Below are 21,383 nucleotides of genomic sequence, written 5' to 3'. Positions count from 1 at the left end.
GTGCCGCTTGGATGAGCGCACCCCCCTTGCACCACCTGCACGCCCTACCCCATCGGTTCCCGGCCCAGGCCCAGCTCGACGAGCCTCGGACCGGGGTCGCGGAGGGGCTCACACCACGCAAGTACCCTGTCAGCTTCACTGCGAGGGGCCGTTTTGAGGATCACGCGCAGGCTCGGCGTTCTGGTCGCCGTCCCGCTCGCCGCGGTGTCGGGTTTCGGCGCCGTCGCGCTGACCGCGTCGGCCGGCGACACGATGCGGGGTGAGCATCTGTGGTCCCTGATGCACACCTCCAGCGCCGCCGGACGCCTGATCTGCCAGTTGCAGGACGAGCGCACGATGATGGCGCTGCTGCTCACCGGCCCGGACCCGACGCCCACCGCCGAGGTCGAGGCCCAGATCAGCCAGACCGACGCGGCGATCGCCGACTTCCGGGCGCAGGTCGCCGCGCTGTCGCAGACCCCGCAGATGACCCGGGACCTGCTGGCCCGGATCCAGGCCGAGCTCGACGGCCTGGCGCCGCTGCGCACCCAGCTGCGCTCGCAGGCCGCGCCGGCGCTGTCCTCGGTGGTGTTCCAGTACCGGATCGCCATCGCCGACCTGGCGCAGTTCCGGGACTCGGTGGCCAGCGTCGGGGCCGCCCCGCAGCAGATCGCCACCAAGATCCAGGCCGCGAACCTGCTCTACCAGGCCGCCGAGGCCACCGGGCAGGAGGAGTCCGACGTGCTGCGCTCGGCGGTCGGGATCCCGATGACGCCGGCCGCGGTGTCCTCCATCGCCCGGGACCGGCAGCTGTTCGCCGACGCCATGGAGTCCTTCGACACGCAGGCGCCGGCCGAGTGGCGGTCGCGTCCGGACGAGGCGATGACGAACCCGGCGCTGCTCACCGCGCAGCAGTACGAGGACCAGGTGGCGCGGCTGGCCCCGGGCGAGACCCTGCGGATCGACAAGGCCCAGTTCGCCCGGTCGATGAGCGTGCGCCGGGACGCGCTGGACGAGGTCCGCGAGCAGATGGACAGCACCACGCTGAACGCCATCGCCGCGCTGCGCGACCACTCCCGGCGCACCGCCGAGGCCGAGGCCGCGGCGATCGCCGGGACCGCGCTGCTGGTGATCATGATCAGCCTGCGGCTGGGCCGGCCGATGGTCCGGGGGCTGCGGCAGCTGCGCGACGCCGCGCACGCGGTGGCCTTCGAGCGGCTGCCGGCCGCGGTGGAGGAGCTGCGCGCCACCGAGTCGCTGACCGGGCGCAGCCCGGAGGAGTTCGCCGACCAGGCCGGGGACGCGCTGGCGCTGGCGCACCGGCGTCCGCTGCGGCGGGGTTCGGCGAAGGTCCGGCCCGAGGATCCCAAGGACGAGCTGGCGGCGGTGGCCAAGGCGTTCAACTCGGTGCACCGCGAGGCCATCCGCACCGCCGCCGAGCAGGTGCTGCTGCGGGCCGGTGTGGGCGCCACGTTCGTGGCGCTGGCGCGCCGCGGCGAGCGCCTGACCGGCGCGCTGACCTCCGAGCTGGACCGGGCCGAGCGCACCGAGCAGGACCCGGACCGGCTGGCGCGGCTGTTCGTGCTGGACCACCTGGCGGCGCGGATGACGCGGAACAACGAGAGCCTGCTGGTGCTCGGCGGCGAGGGGACGGCGCGGGTCCGGGACCGCGGGGTGCAGCTGCTGGACGTGCTGCGCGCCGCGCTGGGCCGGATCGAGCGGTACACGCGGGTGGACCTGGAGGACGTCGACACCACGATCGTGATCGCGCCGCAGGCCGTGGACCACCTGGTGCACCTGTGCGCGGAGCTGCTGGACAACGCCACGACCTTCTCCGCCCCCGGGAGCCGGGTGACGGTGGAGGCCCGGCGGATGACCGACCGGGTGATCGTCCAGATCGCCGACCGCGGGATCGGGATGACGCCGGCGCGGCGCGCGGAGCTGAACGCCCGGCTGGCCGCGCCGCGGCAGGTGGACAGCGAGACGGTGCGGGCGATGGGGCTGACCGTGGTGGCGCACCTGGCGGCCTGGTACGGCGTCGAGGTGGAGCTGCGGGCCCGGCCGGGTGGCGGGACGGTGGCGGAGGTGGGCCTGCCGCTGGCGATCGTGGCGGCCGGACCGGATTCCGAGGGCGACCCCGCTACGGTCGGCGGGGTGGACGCGGGTGGCACCGGCAGCGTCAAGGACGCCACTCCGCTGTCCGCGCTGGGGCGGACCGGCGCGGCGGACGGCGCCGGGCGGGAGCGGGATCCGGACTGGGAGGCGGGCTGGGACGCCGGCTGGGACGCGGGCGACTGGCCCGAGCTGCCGTTCGGCGAGGACAGCGGTGAGGTGCCGGTGCTGATACCGGCGCGGGCGGTGGAGGTGGTGCGGGCTGGGGAGGTCGGACCGGATGGTCGGGCCGCTGATTTGGACGGTGAGCCTGCCGCCGCGTACACCGAGCTGGCGACGAAGCTGGCGGGGTTCGGGCAGCGGCCGGTGAACGGTGTTGGCGGGATTGGTGCTGGTGCTGGTTCTGGTTCTGGTTCTGATTCCGCTGCGGCTTCTGATTCTTCTTCTGCTGCTGCTCCGGCTTCTGCTTCCGCTCCCGCTTCCGCTTCCGCTTCCGCTTCCGCTCACACTTCTGCTCCCGCTCCCGCTTCTGCTTCCAGTTCCGCTTCCAGTTCCGCTTCCAGTTCCACTTCCGGTTCTGCTGCCACTGCCGCTTCCGCTTCGGCCTCCGATCGGGCCACGACTCCGGCCGGCGGCTACACCGCTGAGCTGGCCGGCGAGCCCGATGCCGCCGATCGGCAGCTGCTCACCCACCGGCGTGCCGCGCCGGCCGTCGCCGCGGGCCTGGTTGCGGATAAGGCCACCAGCTCCGAGTCCACTTCTGCCGCCAGTTCCGGCTCTGCTTCCGCCACCAATTCCGACTCCGCGTCCATCGCCGGCCCGGCCGCCGGCCCGACCGCCGACTCCCCCGCTGATCCGGCCGACGCGCCGACGCCGGTCACGGTGAACGGGCTGCCGGTGCGGATCCCGCAGACCAAGCTTCCGAAGGAGGCCCGGCGCGGCGCCTCGGCGTCGCGCGAGGCCCGGTCCGAGTCCTCCAAGGCTCCCGCCGACCGCGACCCGGAGCGCGTCGCGGCCACCATGGCCGCCTACGCGCGCGGGCTGACCGGCGGCAGGGGCCCGAAACCGTAGCAGTATCGCAACACCCTCCCATTCCCTACCCCCAGGACACCGCCCCATGAGCGAACCCGTATCCGACCAGCAGGGCAGCCTCGACTGGCTGCTCAACGACTTCGCGCAGCGCGTTCCGGGGGTGGTGCACGCCCTGGCGGTCTCCGCCGACGGGATCGTCGTGGCCGCCTCCCCGGACCTGGCCGAGGACCAGGCCGACCAGCTGGCGGCGGTGGCCGCCGGGCTGGTCAGCCTGCTGGCCGGGGCCGCGCGGCTGCTGGAGTCGTCGCCGGTCCGCAGCAACCTGACCGAGCTGGGCGAGGGCTTCCTGTTCTCGATGGCGGTCAGCGACGGCGCCTCGCTGCTGGTCTACGCGCGGCGCGAGTGCGACATCGGCCAGGTGTCGTACTCCATGGCCGAGCTGATCAACCAGGTCGGCCCGACGCTGACACCGGTGGCGCGGTCCCGGATGCTGGCCGACGGCGTGGCCGGGGCGCGCTGATGGGGACGCCCACGGTGGCCGCGAAGATCGTGGTGGCGGGCGGTTTCGGCGTCGGGAAGACGACGCTGGTCGGGGCGGTCTCGGAGATCCAGCCGCTGACCACCGAGGCCGAGATGACGCAGGCCGGGCTGGGGCTGGACGACGTGCATCTGATCCCGGCCAAGCGCAGCACCACGGTGGCGATGGACTTCGGCCGGATCACCATCGCCGAGGACCTGATCCTGTACCTGTTCGGCACTCCGGGCCAGGAGCGGTTCTGGTTCTTCTGGGAGGAGCTCTCGCGCGGCGCGCTGGGCGCGGTGGTGCTGGCCGATGTGCGGCGGCTCGGCGACGCGTTCGCGGTCATCGATTTCTTCGAGGACCGGCGGATACCGCACGTGATCGCGGTGAACCAGTTCGACGGTGCGCAGGCTTATGGGCACGAGGAGCTGCGGCAGGCGCTCGCGCTGGAGGACGACACGCCGCTGATGATCTGCGACGCCCGGCGCCGGGACTCGGCCAAGGGGGTGCTGGTGACGCTGCTGGAGCACGCGATCACCCAGCAGCGGCTGCGCGGCGACGAGCCCGACGGCCAGGTGAACTGATGGCGGGGGGCCGCAGGCGCCGGGCCTTCGCCGCGCTGGCGCTGGCCGCGGCCTCCACCGCGGCGGCGGCGGGCTGCGGCGGCGGATGGAACTCCGGGTCCGGCTCGGAGGCCGGGGCGGGAGCGGGAGCGGGGGCGGCGGCGGGCACGGTGGAGTACGCGCCGGCCGGTGCCAAGCCGCTCGTGGTCGGGCTGCTGCTGAGCGCCTCCGGCCCCTACAGCTCGATCGCGGAGGACGTCAACGACGGCTTCCACCTCTACCTCACCCAGCACGGCGAACGGCTCGGCGGGCGGCCGGCGACGGTGGCCTCCGCCGACGAGGGCACCGCCGCGCGGGACGCCACGATCGGCGTGCAGCACCTGCTGCGCGACGGCGCGCAGGCGATCGTGGGGCCGATCAGCGGAACGAGCTTCGAGGCGGTGGCGCCGATCACCAACTCGGTGCATGTGCCGCTGGTCGGCGTGGTGGCGCGGCCGGACATGAGCGATATCCACTACGTGTGGAACGTCGCCTTCATGTCCACGGACCCCGGCACTGCGATCGCGCCATATATCTACTCGCATATAAAAGGCCCGGTATACGCGATCGGCGGCAACTACCCCGGCGGGTGGGAGCAGATCCGCGGGTTCACCGACTACTTCACCGCCCTCGGCGGGCAGCTGGCCAACGCCTCCGGCCGGGCGGAGTTCACCCAGTCGGAGGACACCACCGACTTCACCAGCTACCTGGCCGCGATCAAGGCCTCCGGGGCGAAGGCGGTGTACTGCTCCTTCACCGGGATGGAGGCGGTGCGGTTCGTGCAGCAGTACGCGATGTCGCCGGTGCGGAACGTGCCGCTGTTCGCCGCCGGGTTCGTCACCGACGGCTCGCTGCTCACCCTGGAGGGGCCGGCCGCCGCGAACATCACCTCGGTGCTGGACTACTCCCCCGATGTCGACACCGCCGAGAACCGCGCGTTCGTGTCCGCCTGGTCGGCCGGGCACGGTGGGCAGCAGCCCAGCGTCTACGCCCTGACTGGCTACGACGCGGCGGCGCTGCTCGACGAGGCGGCCGCGAAGGCCGGGCCCAACGCCGGGGCCGAGGCGATCAACGCCGCGATCGCGGCGCTGGGGCGGATCGACAGCCCGCGCGGAGCGTGGCAGTTCGCGACCGCGACGCATGCACCGATCCAGAAGTGGTATCTGCGACGGGTACAGACCGACGGCACGTCGCTGGCCAATGTGGAGCTCCAGGAGTTGGCGACGCTGCCGGACTGAGGTGCGGCGGAGGGAGACACCATGACGGGGGCTGCGGAAGCAGTGGGGGCGGGGCTGACGGGCGTCGCGCGGATCGCGGTGGTCGGCGGCAGCGTCGCAGGGTGCGCGGGAGCGCTGGCCGCCGCCGAGGCCCAACCGGATGCCGACGTCGTCGTGTTCGAACGCTCTGCGGGAATCCTGCGGGACCGGGGCGCGGGCATCGCGATCCACCGCCACCGGTACGCCGAACTGGCGGCGGCCGGCTTCCTGGACGCTTCCCTGCCGGGACTCCGCGCGGAGAGGCGGTTGTGGTTCGCTCGGGAGGGCGGGAGCCTCTCCGAGAATCGGGGCGAGAATCGGGGCGAGAACTGGGGCGACAATTGGGGCGAGAACTTGGCCGAGGACCTGGCTGGGAACTTGGCCGAGGACTTGGCTGAGGACCACGTCGAGGACCCGCCGATGGGCAAGCTGCTGGGTTCGCACCCGTTCCCGTTCACGAGCCACAGCTGGGGTCAGCTCTACCGCTACCTGCGGGGGCGGCTGCCCGAACGGGTCGACTACCGGCCGGACTCGCCGGTCCTCGCGGTGCGGCCCACCACCACCGGCGCCGACCTGGTGCTGGCCGACGGCGACACGGAGTCTTTCGACCTGGTGCTCGGCGCCGACGGCTACCGCTCAGTGGTCCGCGAGGCGATGTTCCCGGGCGTGGTGCCGCAGTACGCGGGTTACCTGTGCTGGCGCGGCTTGGGCGACATGACCCGCATCGCGGGACTGCCCGAGGAGGCGTTCTTCACCGTCGGACACGCCACCGGCCACCTGGTCGCCTACCCGATCCCGGCCGACAGCGGTGGTACTGCGCTCAACTGGGTTCTGTTCTCCACCGTGCCGCCGGAACTGGGGACCGGACTGGGGACGGGACTGGGGACGGGACTGACGACGGATGTGAGCGCCGCCGCCACCAGCGTGCCGCCGGGCGCGGCATCGGAGGTGCTGCTGGACTACCTGGAGACGGTGGTCAGCCGCCAGCTACCGCCGTTCTGGGCCGACGCGATCCGCACCACCGACCGCGAGGACGTGTTCATCCAGCCCATGTACGACCTCGAAGCCCCCGCCTTCGCCCAGGGGCGTCTGCTACTGCTCGGCGACGCCGGAGCGGTGAGCCGCCCACACGCTGGCGCGGGTGCGCTGAAGGCGGTTCAGGATGCTGCCGTGCTGGCTCAGCTTTGGCCGGAGGCTGCCGACGCGGAGGACTTGGCACGGCGCTACGACGCTGCGCGGCGGCCGGCTGGGCACTCGGTTGTGGCGCTGGCTCGTCGGATTGGGCAGGCGCAGGTGGTGGAGGTGCCGGATTGGGGGGCGTTTGAGGAGGCGGGGTTGTTGGGGTGGCTTGATGAGTTGATGCGGGGGTCTGATGGGACTGTTATGGGTGGGAGGCCTTTGTGAGGGGGCTGGTTTGTGAAGGGGCTGGCTTGTGAGGGGGCTGGTTGTGGGTGGGAAGAAGGAAGGTCAAGGGCTGAAGATCAAAGTCAAGAGCTGTGAAAAGCAAAAGGCAGGCGCCTCCAGCGGGGACCTCTGATCCCTCGGAGAACTGGCGCCAGCTCCATAGGTGGGCCCTGCTAGTCCCTGCGCTGGCGGTTGGTGAGGTGGGGGTTTGTTCCCCTCGCTCACGTCGGCAGCCCTACGGGTACAGCACCGCCGCACAGGTATCAAGTCCATGCCGCTGCGGTAAGAGTCCCAGTGCTGCGGTTGGGCTTGCATGAACTTGACACCTGGTCGGCGGTACTGTAGGCAAAGCCCTGCCGACGTGACCGAGGAGAACAAACCAAAAACCCAGGGAGAGAGCTGACAATCACTGGGTAGGGGGCTGAGCGCCTTGCTGACTACGGCCGCCGGGAAGGTTCAAAGCAAAAGCGGCGGACAGCTGAAGGCCTCCCGCGCCAGCACCCCAAAGACCTGCCGCGCCGGTACCCCAAAAGACCTGCTTCACCGGCGGCCGAAGGCTGGCTTCACCGGCGGCCGAAGTCTTGCTCCACCGGCGGCCGGATGGCTGAAGTGACCGCCCACCGCCCCCGGATCCTTCAGTCCTCTCCCTGGGTTTTGGTTTGTTCTCCTCGGTCACGTCGGCAGGGCTTTGCCTACAGTACCGCCGACCAGGTGTCAAGTTCATGCAAGCCCAACCGCATCGCTAGAACAATAAGGTTCCGGCATGGACTTGATACCTGGGCGGCGGTGCTGTACCCGTAGGGCTGCCGACGTGAGCGAGGGGAACAAACCCCCACCTCACCAACCGCCAGCGCAGGGACTAGCCGGGCCCACCTATGGAGCTGGCGCCAGTTCTCCGAGGGATCAGAGGTCCCCGCCGGAGGCGCCTGCCTTGCCCTAGCTTTTCGCTCTTTAGCTTTTAGCTTTAGCTCCCCCCTTCCTCCTTCCCCCTGACCGAATCACGCCAACCAGTCCCGCTCAGCATCCCCCGCCTTTCCGAGCCGACCTGGTCGCAGCATTCTGATGCCAGGCTCATCGGGCACATCAGTCTTCGGCCGGCGCGTGCCGCCGGCCGCTCGGGAGGGATCGTGATGCCAGCCATCGCCTTCGCGCGCGCCGACTCGGGCCGTCGGCCGCGCCGCTTGAGAATCTTGCTGACGTTGTTCGCGCTGGTCGTGGGCAGCATGTCGGCCTTCCTGCCGGCTCGGGCCGCGCATGCCGCGCTGCCCAATGTGTGGGGCTACGGGTACCTGGACCCGTCCGGGCCGTTGCCCGGGCCGTTGACCAACTCGATCACCAGTGTCTCCAGTGTGGGGACGGTGTCGGGGGGCGGGGGTACCTACCTGGTGACGTTCCCCGGGGTCGGGGCGTCGCAGGGGGTTGTGCACGTCACCGCGCTGGCCAAGACCGGGAATCCGGTGCCGCAGCCGCCGGCGTGGTGTGAGCCGGATGCCTACTTCCAGTCCGGGGCGGACGAGTTGGTGAAGGTGAGCTGTTGGGTGCTCACCGGCGGCGGTGCGGCGTTGTTCCCGACCGGGTTCTCCATCAACTGGTTGTCGGCCACCTACACCGGGCCGCCGACGCCGGATCTCGCGTATGCGCAGAGCGACGGGGCGTCGGGGCTGCTGGCGCAGTTCGACTCCTCGGGGGCGCCGTTGTCGGTCGCCCATCTCGGTATCGGGGTCTGGCAGATCAAGCTGCCGGGGGTCGGGCCGACGGGCACCGGGCTCGGGGGTGATCTGCAGGTCACCGGGCAGGTCACGGCCAGTGGGGCGCCGGCGCGGTGCAAGGTCGGCAAGTGGGTGAACGCTGGGGGTACGCAGCTGCCGACGGTGCTGTGCTTTGCCGGGGCGTCGGGTACGCCGGTGGACACCCGCTGGACCCTGACGTACCAGTACAAGCTGGATCTGCGGGGCCTGAGCCCGTACGGCTGGGGCTACTTCTGGCAGCAGGCCACGGCGCCGCCGCTGACCAACCTGGACAGTGCGACCGGGTGGGGCACGGTGACCAGCGGGGCGGTGGCTCCGGCCGGGATCGGCATCAAGATGCCGGTCATCGGCCCGACGGCCACGCCGTTCTCCGAGGCCAACGTCACGGCGTTCGGTCCCGGGCCGGGGTTCTGCCGGTTCGGCGAGCTCGGCGGCGGGCCGGCGTGGATCAATGCCGGCGGGACGTTGCTGATCCGGTCGGTGGACTGCTTCGACGGGACGGGGGCTCCGCTGCCGACGGACTTCTTCGCGACGTACACGTCGAAGTAGCCGAAGCGGCCGAAGGAACCAAAGCTGCTGAAGCAGCCGTGAACTGACCGAAACACCACCGAATCAACAGCCGAATCAAGCCATCGGGCAAGCCCGTGGGTTCCGGTCCCAAGGCCGGAATCTGCGGGCTCGCCCGTGTTCGGGGTCGAACTCAGGGTCGAACTCGGGGTCGAACTCAGGGGCAGTCGATAACCTGCCCGGCGTAGGACAGGTTCCCCCCGAAGGCGAACAGCAGCACCGGCGCCCCGGCCGGGATCTCCCGCCGTTCGACGAGCTTGGCCAGCGCTATCGGGATCGACGCCGCCGAGGTGTTGCCGGAGTCGACGACGTCCTTGGCCACCACCGCGTTGACCGCACCGAGCTTGGCCGCCAGCGGCTCGATGATCCGCAGGTTGGCCTGGTGGAACACCACCCCGGCCAGCTCCTCCGGCGTCACCCCGGCGCGTTCGCACACCTGCCGGGCCACCGCCGGCAGTGCCGTGGTGGTCCAGCGGAACACCGCCTGGCCCTGCTGGGAGAAGCGGTTCGGACTGCCCTCGATGACCACCGCGCGGCCCTGCTCGGGCACCGAGCCCCACAGTACGGGGCTGATCCCCGGCCGGTCGGCGGCGGTCACCACGGCCGCGCCGGCGCCGTCGCCGACCAGCACGGCGGTGGTGCGGTCGGTCCAGTCGGTGACCGAGCTCATGAAGTCGGCGCCGATCACCAGCGCGGTGGCCGCCTGGCCGCAGCGGATGGCCTGGTCGGCCAGCGCCAGGGCGTGGGTGAAGCCGGAGCACACGACGTTGACGTCGATGGTGGCCGGCGCCGCCATGCCGAGCCGGGCCGCCACCCGCGCGGCGGTGTTCGGGCTGGCCGCGCCGGCGGTGCTGGTGGCGACCAGCACCAGGTCCACCTCCACCGCCGCGATTCCGGCCCCGGCCAGCGCCTTGGCCGCGGCGGCCGCGGCGAACTCGTCGACGGTCTGCCCCGGCTCGGCGATCCGGCGGGTGCGGATTCCGACGCGGGAGGTGATCCATTCATCGCTGGTGTCGACCAGCCGACTCACGTCGGCGTTGGTCAGGACGCGGTCGGGCTGGCTGTGGCCCAGGGCCACGATCCGGGAACCGGGCACGCCGGCCCTCCTTGTCTGCTCGCGGGAGCTGCCTCCCGACGATTGCTCCCTTGCTCCTACGATCCTCGCGTGCTGACGTACGGCGCTGTCGTCACGGAAGCCCCAAAGCCGATCGTGTCGGATCTGGAGGGTTCCTCCATAGGCACCTGTCAGAGTGCTCCATCGACGTTGCGCGGCGGTAAACCGCCACTGGACGCCGGGTCGTGCGCAAGGGAGCCCGCCCGGAGCCCGCCCGATGCCTGCCCAGTGGTTGCCCAGTGGCTGCCCAGTGCCCGCCTACGCGTACGCAGGCGTCATCGCCGCGGCCATCCGCAGGTGCGTCTCCGCCTCCGCGGCCCGGCCCTGGCGCTTCAGCGTCTTGCCGAGCATCACCCGGGCGTAGGAGTCGTCCGGGCAGTCGGCGAGAATCGCCTCCAGCACGGCGCGAGCCCGGCCCAGCTGCGCCGAGCCGAAGTACGCCGACGCCGCCACCCGGCGGACGTTCGGGTCCTCGCCGTGCTCGGCCCGCATCGGCTCCAGCAGCACCAGCGCGCCCAGCGGGTCGCCGAGCCCGACCAGCGCCTCGGCCCAACGCAGCCGCCGCACCTCCTCGGGCAGCAGCCGCACGTCCGCGCACTCGGCGAGGAACTCGGCGATCGTGGCCGGCGACATGGCGAACTCCAGCTGCCGCTCCCCGACCGCGAGCGTCGGCGACACCCCGATCCCCCGCGCCTTGCCGATCAGCAGCAGCTCGCGCAGCCGGGACCGTCCGGCGTCGGAGGCCAGCAGCGCGCCGCCCTCGGGAAAGCCGCCACGCTCGGCGACGGCGGCCAGCTCGGCGGCGTCCCGGATGTCGTGCGAGGCGAACAGCTCCCGCGCGACCCGGTCCTGAAGCTCCGGCCCGCCGTGCTCCTCGGCCAGTACCAGCAGCCGAAGCGCCTCGCGCGGTGCCAGGGGATCGGCGGCGTCGGCGAGCAGCGGACGCCACACCGGCTCGGCCGGGGCGTCCGCCGTCGCCAGCGCGGCGCGCAGCCGCTCGGCGGCGACGTGGGTCCACGGGTTGGCGACATCGGCCCAGATCTCGATCTGCATGCCGGATGTAACACCCCGGAAACGGGGAAGATTCCCCGGCTCGGCGGGACGGCCACTTAAAGCTTCCCGGCTCGGTAGGGCGTGTGCTCAAAGCTTCGCCGGCTGCGTCGCCGAGAACCGCGCCTCCACCGCCGCGTAGACCGTCTGCCGCACCGGCTCCAGGTCCAGCGCCGGCGGCCCGTCGTACGCGGCTCCGCCCGGCGCGGACGCAGCCATCGCGTACACCGCCCGCCCCTGCGGATGCGCCGCGCTCCCGCCCGACATCCCGGTGTCGGCCAGCTCCAGCAGCTCCACCAGGGTCGAGCCGACCGCCTCGGCGTACTCGTGGCCGCGGCGCAGCGCCTCGCTCACGGCCTCGGTGCGGGCCCGCTGGTAGACCTCGGAGTCGCGGCGCAGGCTCCAATAGGGGCCGTCGACCGCGCGGCCCTCGCCGTCGGCGAGCTTGGTCACCATCTCGCCGAGGACCGCGAAGTCCTTCACGACGATCCGGACGCGGACCGAGCCCTGGTACGGCCCGACCTTGTCGGACTTGCGGCTGCGCCACTCCGGGTAGACGCCGAAGCGGCCGGTCTCCAGCTTCTCCAGCGCGTCCCCGTAGTCGGCCTTGACCTGGTCCAGGAGTTCCTTGTTACGGCGGGTCAGCTGCTCCAGGGCGGTGCGGTGGTCACGGTCGCGGGCGGTGACCGTGACCGCGAACTCGCACAGCTCCGGGTCGGCCTCCAGATTGGCCTCCCCGCGGACGCTGACGACGATGGGGGTACCGGCGGGCTTGTCCGCCTGCTGCGTCATACCCGCCAGTCTGCCGCAGCCGCGCCGACCGCGCCCCGCTTAGGAGCGAACCAGGCGGGCGATGGCCTCGTTGGCCTCCTTGACCTTGGCGTCCGCCTCCGGGCCGCCGCTGGCCAGGGCGTCGGCGACGCAGTGCGCCACGTGCTCCTCCAGCAGTCCCAGGGCCACCGACTGCAGAGCCTTCGTCACCGCGGAGATCTGGGTGAGGATGTCTATGCAGTACTTGTCTTCCTCCACCATCCGCTGCAAGCCGCGGACCTGGCCCTCGATCCGGCGCAGCCGCTTGTTGTAGTCGTCCTTGCGGTCGGTGTACCCGTGCATGGCCCGCTTCCCCATCCGTCGTCGTCGGCCTGAAACTGTACCCCCATGGGGTAACCGTCCCGCCCGCGTCCCTGTTCCCGGACTACCTACCCAGAGTAACGGGCTGAACAGCACGGACCCGTAAGATTAACGCCATGAGCCCCTCCGGATCCGGCACCGTCCACCCCATCACCGTCGTCGGCAACCCGGTGCTGCACCACCCGTGCGCCCCGGTCGAGAAGTTCGACGAGGACCTCGCGACCCTCATCGACGACATGTTCGCCTCGATGTACGCCGCCGAGGGCGTGGGCCTTGCCGCCAACCAGATCGGCGTGGCGCTGCGCGTCTTCGTCTACGACTGTCCCGATGACGACGACGTCCGGCACGTCGGCCACGTGGTCAACCCGACGCTCGCCGAGCTGCCCCCGGACCGCCGCCAGCTGGACGACTCCCCCGAGGGCTGCCTGTCCGTGCCCGGACCGCACCACGAGCTGGCCCGGCCCGACTACGCCGTGATCACCGGATTCGACGTCAAGGGCGAGCCCATCACGATCGAGGGCACCGGCTACTTCGCCCGCTGCCTCCAGCACGAGGCCGACCACCTGGACGGCCGCCTGTACATCGACCGGCTGAGCAAGCGGCAGCGCAAGAGCGTGCTGGCCGAGATGGAGCGCATGCAGGCCGAGAAGGCCGCGGAAGTGGGCGCGGCGAGCTGACGGGTCGGCGGGCTGGCCGGCTGACTCACCGGCCGACCGGCCGACCGGCTGGGCTGACCGGCTGACCAGCTGGCTCACCGGCTGACCGACTGACCGACCAGCCGCCTCACCGGCCGACCGGCTGACCGACCGGCCGACCAGCCGCCTCACCACCCGATCAGTTATGAACCGGCCCGCCAGTAGCCGATCCACTCGTCGTCGCCGGCGGATTCGGCACCGTCCCCGTCGTCGGCCCGGACGACGACTTGCTCCCCGACCCCGTGCTGCTCGGCTGGTTCGTCTTCCCGCCGCTGCTCGACTTCGACGAGGTGTCCGGCCCCCCGGTCGGCCGGCCGCCGGTCGCCGTCGGCTGGTAGGTCTGCGTCGAGCCGTCGGTCGGCTTCGGCGGGCTCGGCAGGCCGGTCTGGTTCTGGCTGGGCTGCCCCTGCGTCGTGCTCGGCCCGGTCGGCGTGCTGCCGGTCGGGCTCACCGGGTTCATCGGCTGCGGCTGGTTGTTCTGCGCCGAGAACGAGAACGACTGCGCCGGGGTCCCGGCCACCGCCTTGTTCATATAGGCCGACCACAGCGGCGCGGCCAGCGCCCCGCCGCCGACGGTCTTGCCGCCCAGGCCGTTGATCGCGGTCAGGGTGCCGTCGTCCTTCTCCCCCCACACCGCGACCGCCGTGGACAGCCCCGGGGTGTAGCCGACGAACCACGCCGAGCCCAGCTTCGTCCCGTCGCCGGGCAGGTCCGTGGTGCCGGTCTTGCCGGCCACGTCGCGGCCGTCGGACAGCGCCGCGCCGGCCCCCGAGCCGTCGACCACCACGCCCTGCAGCGCCCGCGTCACCTGGTCGGCGATATCGGGGGTGAACGCCTGCTTGGCCAGGCTCTGGTGCGAGTAGACGGCCTTCCCGCCCTGCTCGACGCTGGTCACGGTGTACGGATCCACCTGCTGCCCGTGCGCGGCGAACGTGGCGTAGGCGGCGGCCATCTGCTCCGGGTTCGTCGACACCACGCCCAGCGGCAGGGCCGGCACGTTCTGGTTCTTGACGTCGACCGGCACCCCGGCGGCCCGGGCGGCGTCGGCGACCTTGGTCATCCCGATCTTCTCGCCGAGCTCGACGAACGCGGTGTTGATCGACTGGTTCAGCGCGTACTGGACCGAGACCGGCCCGTAGCTCTGCCCGCCCTCGTTCGGGATCAGCGTGTTGCCGCCGGGCACCCGGTACGGCGAGTCGCCGTCGAAGGTGTCGCTCACCGACCCGCCGGCCTGCAGGTACGCCGCCAGCGCGAAGGTCTTGAACGACGACCCCGGCGACAGCGTCCCCTGCCAGGCGGCGTTGAACGCCTGCTTGGCGTAGTCGTCGCCGCCGTAGAGCACCCGCACCGCGCCGTCGCCGGGCACCACGGTCGCGACCGAGGCCTGCACGTACTTGTCGACGTCGCGCTTGGCCGGGTCCAGCTGGTCGGTGATCTGGTTCTTCACCGCCGCCGCGGCCGCGTCCTGCATCTTGGCGTCGAACGTGGTCTTGATCGTGTAGCCGCCGGTGACCAGCTGCTCCCGGCTCAGGCCGGTCTTGGTCTGCGCCTCGGCGATCGCCGCCTCGACCAGGTACGGGTACTGCGCGTCCTGGTCGCTGGAAGGCCGCGGCCACAGCGCCAGGGACGGGAACTGGAGCGCGTCGCGGTCGGACTTGCTCAGCTTGCCCATCGTGACCATGCCGTCCAGCACGTAGGCCCAGCGGCCCTTGAGCTTGGCCATGGCCTGCGGGTCCTTCTGCGCCGTCTCGAAGTACGAGGGCGCGTTCACCAGCGAGGCCAGCACCGCGCCCTCGGCGACCGACAGCTGGTCCACGTCCTTGCTGAACCAGGCCCGGGCCGCCATCTGCACGCCGGAGGCCCCACGGCCGAAGTAGACGGTGTTCAGGTACCCCTGGAAGATCTCGCCCTTGGACTGCTTGTCCGAGATCTTCATCGCGATGACGGCTTCCTTGATCTTGCGCGACAAGGACCGCTCGTCGGTCAGGTAGGCGTTCTTCACGTACTGCTGGGTGATCGTGGAGCCGCCCTGGGTGTCCCCGCCGCCGATGTCGTTGAGGACGGCGCGCGCCGTCCCCGTCAGCGAAATGGCGCTCTCGGACCAGTAGTTGCGGTCCTCGGCGGACAGAAACGCGTTCTGTACACCCTCGGGAACCTTCGACAGCGGCACGTCCTGCCGGATCTCCGGCCCGCGCCGCCCCAGCACCACACCGTTGCGGTCGACGACGGTCAGGTGCTGCTGGGTCACCGACTCATTGATCGGCGGGATCGAGATGGAGGCGTAGACCGCCCAGGCGCCGCCGGTCAGCAGCATGATGAAGGCGAGGAAGACCGCGCCGATCAGGCGGTAGGACGGAATCCAGCGCCGGACCCCGGTCTTGCCCCGTCGGGGGTAGTCGATGAAGCGCTTCCCACCCAGGGCCATCTACGTCGACTCCTTCTACCGGACCGTCCGGCCCCCGTGGCCGCCAGGTGGTGTGTTCAGTGTTGTGCAGTGCGGGTTCTGCTGTGCGGTGTTGCGTGGTTCTCGTGCTGTCTTTGTGTTGCGTGTGACGCATGTTTTGCATGGCAACGCGCCAGACCCGGTAAACGTGCCGTCTTCCGAGGACCATTTTTGCGCGTCGTCCATACATCAGACCATCGGCACCTTAAGGAATCCGGAGGAATGGGGCGTGAATCCGCTCCCATCGCTCTTAGTGACACGCCGCGCACACGTCGAGTAGTTGCGAACTCTTCGCAACTGCAAAATAATCGCGTCTGGGACGGCACGGGGATCCGCCCCGCCACCGCACACCGAATCACCGCACCACCGCACCACCGCACCACCGCACCACCGCACCACCGCACCACGGCACACCGAACCACCGCACACCGAACCGAGGGGGGCGCGCAGCGCCATGACAGCCACCACCGCGAGCGCGGCGAGCGCCGCCGGCACCTCCCGCCTGGCCCGCCTGCGCGGCAGCCTGACCCCGCGCGAATGGGGCCGCGTCGGCGGCATGTTCGGCTTCATCACCCTGCTGCACGTCGTCGGCTGGGGCCTGCTGCTGGCGGTCGTGGTCCCGGAACACTACAAGCTGGGCGCCGGGATGTTCGGCGTGGGCACCGGCGTGACCGCCTACACCCTCGGCATGCGGCACGCGTTCGACGCCGACCACATCGCGGCCATCGACAACACCACGCGCAAGCTGATGGCGGACGGCAAGCGGCCGCTGTCGGTCGGGTTCTGGTTCTCGCTGGGCCACTCCACGATCGTGTTCACGCTGACACTGCTGCTGTCGCTGGGGCTGAAGGCCGTCGGCGTGCAGCTCTCCGACGACAACTCGACGCTGCACAGCGTCGGCGGCGTCATCGGCACGACGGTGTCGGGGACCTTCCTGTACCTGATCGCGATCTTCAACCTGGTGATCCTGGTCGGGATCGTCAAGGTGTTCCGGCAAATGCGCCAGGGCGTCTACAGCGAGGCGGAACTGGAGGAGCACCTGGCCAAGCGCGGCTTCATGAACCGGTTCCTGGGCAAGGCCATGGAGTCGGTGAAGGCGCCGTGGCAGATCTACCCGATCGGCGTGCTGTTCGGGCTCGGCTTCGACACGGTGACCGAGATCAGCCTGCTGGTGCTGGCCGGGACGTCGGTGGCGGCGGGGCTGCCCTGGTACGCGATCATGTGCCTGCCGATCCTGTTCGCGGCCGGGATGTCGCTGCTGGACACCATCGACGGGTCGTTCATGAACTTCGCCTACGGCTGGGCGTTCTCCAAGCCGGTGCGCAAGGTCTTCTACAACATCACCATCACCGGGCTGTCGGTGGCGGTGGCGCTGATCATCGGCACCGTGGAGCTGCTCGGGATCCTGTCGGACAAGCTGGGCTGGAGCGGCGGGTTCTGGGACTGGGTCGGCGGCATCGACCTGAACACGATCGGGTTCGCGATCGTCGGGGTGTTCGTCGGGGTGTGGCTGCTGGCGATCGCGGTGTGGAAGTTCGGGCGGATCGAGGAGAAGTGGACGGCGGGGCTGGCCGGGGTGGGGGGCGGGCTCGCGGCGGGCGGGGTCACGGCGGGCGGACTCACGGCGGGCGGCGAACTCCCGGTGGCCCAGGAAGTTACCGACCAGTAGGATCGGGGCATGACCGCTGAGACCACCGCCGCCGAGGCCGAGCCGTTCGACATCGGCGCGTTCCTGACCGCCGCCGTGCCCATGGTGGGCACGCTGGGCCTGGAGTACGTGGAGACGACGACCGAGCGCGCCGTCCTGAAGTTCCGCGACCAGCCCGAGTACCGCAACCACGTCGGCGGCCCGCACGCCGGCGCCATGTTCACCCTGGCCGAGTCGGCCTCCGGCGCGGTCGTGGTGGCGGCCTTCGGCCACCTGGCCGCCGTGGCCACGCCGCTGCCGACGACCGCCACCATCGACTTCAAGAAGGTGGCGCGCGGCGACATCACGGCCACCGCCACCCTGGGGCGCCCGATCCCGGAGATCATCGCCGAGCTCGAAGGCGGCACGCGGCCGGAGTTCCCGGTCCACGTGCGGATCCAGCGGGACAACGACGACGCCGTCACCGGGGAGATGACGATCGTCTGGACGCTGCGGCCCAACAGCTGAGCCGGACGCACCTCTGCCTCTGTAAAGGGGACAAGCCAACCGCCCGCCGCGTGACCCAGCCACGCGACGGGCGGTTTCCCTATTCTCACCCTGGGCCGCGCCGAGGCGGGCCGGTCACCGGTTGACCGGAACGAGCCGGAGCCAAACCCTGTCAGCCGGAAATCGCCGGCCGGACGACTGTGCTGGGGGTCGGAAAGCTCTGGGGGTCAGAGAGCCTGGGCGAGAAAGTGCTGGGGGTCGGAAAGCACTGGGGCCAGAGAGTGCTGGGTCAGAAAGTGCTGGGGGTTGGAAAGTGCTGGCGGTTGGAAAGTGCTGGGGGTCGGAGAGTGCTGGGCCAGAAAGTGCCGGCGGCAGAAAGCGCTGGCGGGCAGAGGGCGCCGGCGCGTCACGCGACCGACAGCACCGATCCCTGCGCCACCGCGCACAGTGTCCGCGCGCCGTCCTCGCTGACCGCGATCAGGTCGCAGCGGCAGACCGCCTGGCGCCGTCCCGCGTACGTGACGCTTGCCTCGGCCTCCAGCGTGGCGCCCGAGGCGGGGCGCAGGTAGCTGATCGTCACCCCGCTGGTGAGCACCTCCGGTCCGAGCTTCGTGCCGGCCGCGAAGGTGATCGCGTTGTCGGCGGCGTAGGCGAGGACCCCGCCGTGCAGGAAGCCGTTCTGCTGCTTCAGGTCGTCCCGGATGTCCAGGGCCAGGAGCGCGCGGCCCGGTTCGAAGGCCATGATGCGGGCGCCCACCAGCATGCTGAACGGCTGGGCGGCGAGGACCTTCCGCGCCGCCGCGAGGTCGAGGGTGATCATGGGCCCTCATTCTCCCGGTCGGATCGGCGCGAACAAAGGGGACCCCTCCCCGCGCCGCTCCTGCTAGCTCTCCCCCGCCTTCAGCTTCCGCCACCCGCCGGCGCGGTTGTTCGCGATGATCTGCGCGAACATCGCCCCCAACGGCTCGGCCGGCAGCTCCTCCCCTTCGTGGACGGCGACGGTGCGCGCCGTCTTGTTGTCGTGGCCGGCGGTGATGATGCCTTCGGGGTCGGGCACGATGGCACCGTCGTACAAGAACACGTTGACGTGGTCCTTGGTCCCCATCAGGGCACAGATGTTGCCCTTGAGCACGAAGTACGGCCGCACCGTCCGCTTGATGGTCTCCTCGACCTCCGGGTCGGCGGCGTGGACCAGGTCCCGGACCTGCCGGCACACCGCCCGCTGCCAGGCCGGCAGGGTGTTGATGTAGTCGTCGACGCGAGGATCCTTGGAGTACGACATAGCCCCATCATCACCCCCGACCCCGGCCTGACGTGGGCATCGACAGGCCGGGCGGTATGGTTTCCCGGATATCCGGGGCCTCTGAGCCCTGATACCGTCGCTCGCCGTGGGGGATGACGACACCGGCATCGAAATGGCCGGCATGCTGGTGGGCGCCGTCTTGATGGCGATCTCACTGCCTTTGGCGTTCATCAGTTTTCACTACGCGCCGCCGGGCGGCTCGGGCGTCGTGGACGGGCACAAGATCCAGGCGTTCACCGAGACCATCAGCACCTGGCGGTTCGCCCACGTCGCGACCTGGTCGCACATCCTGCCGTTCTTCCTGTTCGTCTTCATCCGCCTGGCGGCCATGCTCGCGGAGGCGGACGCCGCACGCATCGGCGGCGGCGTCCTGCACGCGATCCTCCACATCACGTTCCTCGTCGGCTGCGTGCTGTTCATCGGCCTGGCCGTCCAGTTCGGCCACACCACGATGCCGTCGAACGGACAACAGGGACTCCTCCCCGCACTCCACGGGTCGCCGTACAAGGTCAGCACCGGCGAAGTGCAGTCCACCCCGTACCTCACATCGTCCCTGGGACTGGGATGGTGGCTGATGACGGCGGGAATCCTCATCGGCGCCCTGAGCATGTGGCGGACGCTGCTGGTGTCGCTGGGCGCCCTGATCGCCGCGCTGATCGTCTTCGGCATCGTCGACCTGATCTTCCACACCGGGATCGACTCGGGGATCCTCAGGTGGATCGATCGGTTGTAGGGCGTGGGACGCCGGGCGCCGGCGCTCAGCGCTTGCGTTCACCGATTCAAAATCTGAGGCTGAGCGGCGCGGCGCTGAGGTCGTGGGCGTTGCGGAAGACCTCGACGTGTCCGCCTCGAAGGTGGACCCATTCTCGTGGCCGGAGCTGGGTCACTGGCTCGCCCGCCCGGCGGACTTCGACGCAATCATCTGGTGGCGGCTGGACATGTCGTCGGCCGTGTCTGAGCTGATCGTGATGGTCTTCGCGTTCGCCCGCGTGTCGCTCGCGCCCAAACCCAAACCGGTCGGGGGCCTCAGCCGCATTGCTGTTCCGCGTGCCGCCGTTGGGACCGGGCGGCCGTCGCGATCGCCTCCGGCCACGTTTGGATTACCCGGGGAGCAGTCCACGCACCACCACAAGGCGGCTGTCCGCTCGGGGTGAGTTCACCTGTGCCGCGTAGCCTGCCGCCGTATCGAGCGCCTGCCGCGCTTGGTCGAGTTCTCCCGCTCGTGCGTATGCCTCCGCGAGCCACGACCAGTAGAGGGACGACTCCCGGTGAGCATCCTCCGGGTAGCGAGACAGGACGTCCAAGAGCAGCGGTTCGGCGTCAGACGGGCGGCCGAGTTCCACCAAGACCCGCGCTCGCATAGTCGAAATCTCGTCACGGCTCATCCAGTACACCCACTCAGGATCTTCATCCCCCGGGGAGCGGCACTCGAAGACGTCATCCACCTGGTCGAGCGTCCGCATGGCGGTCCCCACCTCCCGCGCCCTCGCAGCCGACCACGCCACACGCTCAAGGAGGAGGGTCTGAACCGTAGGGGTTGCCCCGTCTGCGCCCTTGACCGCGGTGCGAGCCAACAAGAGCGCGTCGCGCACGTCGGCGGGCTTCCCGACGTTGGCCATCTGGTACGCGAGGGAGGATAGAAGATTGGCCCCTAGCGGCCGATCCCCGGCACGCGTGGCCGCGCCGACGCCCGACAAGTAATGCTTCTCCGCCTGGCGGTAGCTCCCCGCGTCTGAGGCCACCCAGCCGGCGAGCTGCGCCAGCTCTCCCACGGAGATGAGTAGTCGGCGGCCGACAGCGTCCGAGTAGGCCGAATCTCGGACGATCTGTTCGGTGTCCAGTAGCTCCTCCTCGACGACGGGGGCGAGGTCTTCGCCGCCCAAGCGGTCGTCCAGGTGCCGGAGTTCGATGACGCGTCCCTCGACCTCGCCCGCGAGCGACGCGCCCACGTTCCGGCCGGAGCGGCTTTCCACAACCTGAGGTGAGTCCGTGACGAGCCACTCGTGTGCGACCCGCAGCGGGTCGGGGAGCGGGTCCATCAAGGTTTCCGTGGGCACGCCCAGCGCTTCCGCATAGGCGGCGACGACGGCGGGCGATGCGGCCCGCTTGCCCGTCTCGACGTTGCTCAAGTGCTGCTTCGAGAAGTGTGCCCGGGGTGCCATGGCGTCCAAAGACACCCCGGCGGCCAGGCGAGCCGCGCGGAGCGCTTCCCCGATCGTCATCTCCATCTGAATACCCTTGAATACCCCTAAGTCGTATCAACGCAGGTGGGACCGGCTTCATCCTGTCATGT

Annotated in this window: 18 protein-coding genes; 10 read left to right on the top strand and 8 right to left on the bottom strand. The window is 70.6% G+C overall.

Going from position 1 to position 21,383, the window contains the following annotated elements:
• Nucleotides 1-153 precede the first annotated feature (153 nt).
• The 6 genes from ABD481_RS27200 (at nt 154) to ABD481_RS27175 (ending at nt 9,202) form a co-directional block, all read left to right on the top strand.
• A complete protein-coding gene (locus tag ABD481_RS27200; RefSeq protein ID WP_344668605.1) occupies nt 154-3,162 on the top strand; it encodes a sensor histidine kinase in 3,009 nt (1,002 codons plus the stop codon).
• A 46-nt stretch (nt 3,163-3,208) separates the two neighbouring features.
• Nucleotides 3,209-3,643, top strand: a complete 435-nt coding sequence (locus ABD481_RS27195) for a roadblock/LC7 domain-containing protein (RefSeq protein WP_344668604.1) — start codon at nt 3,209-3,211, stop codon at nt 3,641-3,643.
• The gene (locus tag ABD481_RS27190) at nt 3,643-4,227 is read left to right on the top strand and encodes a GTP-binding protein (RefSeq protein WP_344668603.1); all 585 of its coding nucleotides are present in this window, start codon (nt 3,643-3,645) and stop codon (nt 4,225-4,227) included. Before ABD481_RS27195 ends, ABD481_RS27190 begins: the two co-directional genes overlap by 1 nt.
• Complete coding sequence (locus ABD481_RS27185; protein ID WP_344668602.1) at nt 4,227-5,483, top strand: ABC transporter substrate-binding protein; 1,257 nt, start codon at nt 4,227-4,229, stop codon at nt 5,481-5,483. The genes ABD481_RS27190 and ABD481_RS27185 overlap by 1 nt, the downstream gene beginning before the upstream one ends.
• A 21-nt stretch (nt 5,484-5,504) precedes the next feature.
• A complete protein-coding gene (locus ABD481_RS27180) occupies nt 5,505-6,905 on the top strand; it encodes an FAD-dependent monooxygenase (protein ID WP_344668601.1) in 1,401 nt (466 codons plus the stop codon).
• A 1,130-nt stretch (nt 6,906-8,035) separates the two neighbouring features.
• On the top strand, nt 8,036-9,202 hold the full coding sequence (locus tag ABD481_RS27175) for a hypothetical protein (protein ID WP_344668600.1): 1,167 nt from the start codon (nt 8,036-8,038) through the stop codon (nt 9,200-9,202).
• Between the two features lie 175 nt (nt 9,203-9,377).
• Here ABD481_RS27175 and ABD481_RS27170 read toward each other — a convergent pair whose 3' ends face one another.
• From ABD481_RS27170 to ABD481_RS27155, 4 genes are all read right to left on the bottom strand, one after another.
• On the bottom strand, nt 9,378-10,316 hold the full coding sequence (locus ABD481_RS27170) for a beta-ketoacyl-ACP synthase 3 (protein WP_344668599.1): 939 nt from the start codon (nt 10,314-10,316) through the stop codon (nt 9,378-9,380).
• 276 nt (nt 10,317-10,592) lie between these two features.
• Nucleotides 10,593-11,387 carry a tetratricopeptide repeat protein gene (locus ABD481_RS27165; RefSeq protein WP_344668598.1) on the bottom strand — a complete coding sequence of 265 codons (795 nt, stop codon included), beginning with the start codon at nt 11,385-11,387 and terminating at the stop codon, nt 10,593-10,595.
• An 87-nt stretch (nt 11,388-11,474) separates the two neighbouring features.
• Nucleotides 11,475-12,176, bottom strand: coding sequence for an SIMPL domain-containing protein (locus tag ABD481_RS27160; RefSeq protein ID WP_344668597.1), 702 nt, complete (start codon nt 12,174-12,176; stop codon nt 11,475-11,477).
• Between the two features lie 39 nt (nt 12,177-12,215).
• Nucleotides 12,216-12,497, bottom strand: coding sequence for a metal-sensitive transcriptional regulator (locus ABD481_RS27155; protein WP_344668596.1), 282 nt, complete (start codon nt 12,495-12,497; stop codon nt 12,216-12,218).
• Between the two features lie 134 nt (nt 12,498-12,631).
• Here ABD481_RS27155 and def point away from each other — a divergent pair, with 134 nt between their 5' ends.
• Nucleotides 12,632-13,192, top strand: a complete 561-nt coding sequence (gene def / locus ABD481_RS27150) for a peptide deformylase (protein ID WP_344668595.1) — start codon at nt 12,632-12,634, stop codon at nt 13,190-13,192.
• Between the two features lie 157 nt (nt 13,193-13,349).
• Here the strand turns inward: def and ABD481_RS27145 are convergent, their stop codons facing one another.
• On the bottom strand, nt 13,350-15,635 hold the full coding sequence (locus ABD481_RS27145; protein ID WP_344668594.1) for a transglycosylase domain-containing protein: 2,286 nt from the start codon (nt 15,633-15,635) through the stop codon (nt 13,350-13,352).
• Nucleotides 15,636-16,107: 472 nt separating this feature from the next.
• On the opposite strand from ABD481_RS27145, the gene nicT reads away from it, so the two are divergent.
• Nucleotides 16,108-17,322, top strand: a complete 1,215-nt coding sequence (gene nicT / locus ABD481_RS27140) for a Nickel transporter NicT (protein ID WP_344668593.1) — start codon at nt 16,108-16,110, stop codon at nt 17,320-17,322.
• A 9-nt stretch (nt 17,323-17,331) separates the two neighbouring features.
• Nucleotides 17,332-17,808: a DUF4442 domain-containing protein gene (locus ABD481_RS27135; protein WP_344668592.1), complete on the top strand. Its 477-nt coding sequence runs from the start codon at nt 17,332-17,334 to the stop codon at nt 17,806-17,808.
• 385 nt (nt 17,809-18,193) lie between these two features.
• On the opposite strand, the gene ABD481_RS27130 is transcribed toward ABD481_RS27135, so the two are convergent.
• Nucleotides 18,194-18,607 (bottom strand): PaaI family thioesterase, encoded by a 414-nt coding sequence (locus ABD481_RS27130; RefSeq protein WP_344668591.1) that lies wholly within the window; start codon nt 18,605-18,607, stop codon nt 18,194-18,196.
• A 63-nt stretch (nt 18,608-18,670) separates the two neighbouring features.
• Nucleotides 18,671-19,069, bottom strand: a complete 399-nt coding sequence (locus tag ABD481_RS27125) for a DUF1801 domain-containing protein (protein ID WP_344668590.1) — start codon at nt 19,067-19,069, stop codon at nt 18,671-18,673.
• Nucleotides 19,070-19,175: 106 nt separating this feature from the next.
• Between ABD481_RS27125 and ABD481_RS27120 the strand changes: the two genes are divergently transcribed.
• Nucleotides 19,176-19,823 carry a hypothetical protein gene (locus tag ABD481_RS27120; protein ID WP_344668589.1) on the top strand — a complete coding sequence of 216 codons (648 nt, stop codon included), beginning with the start codon at nt 19,176-19,178 and terminating at the stop codon, nt 19,821-19,823.
• Nucleotides 19,824-20,190: 367 nt separating this feature from the next.
• On the opposite strand, the gene ABD481_RS27115 is transcribed toward ABD481_RS27120, so the two are convergent.
• Complete coding sequence (locus tag ABD481_RS27115; RefSeq protein WP_344668588.1) at nt 20,191-21,318, bottom strand: NsdA family TPR-like regulatory protein; 1,128 nt, start codon at nt 21,316-21,318, stop codon at nt 20,191-20,193.
• Nucleotides 21,319-21,383: the final 65 nt, after the last annotated feature.

This window comes from Catenulispora yoronensis (assembly GCF_039531695.1).
Taxonomy (GTDB): Bacteria; Actinomycetota; Actinomycetes; order Streptomycetales; family Catenulisporaceae; genus Catenulispora; species Catenulispora yoronensis.
Note: the sequence above shows the minus strand (reverse complement) of the source record. Positions and strands in the feature narration are given on the sequence as shown.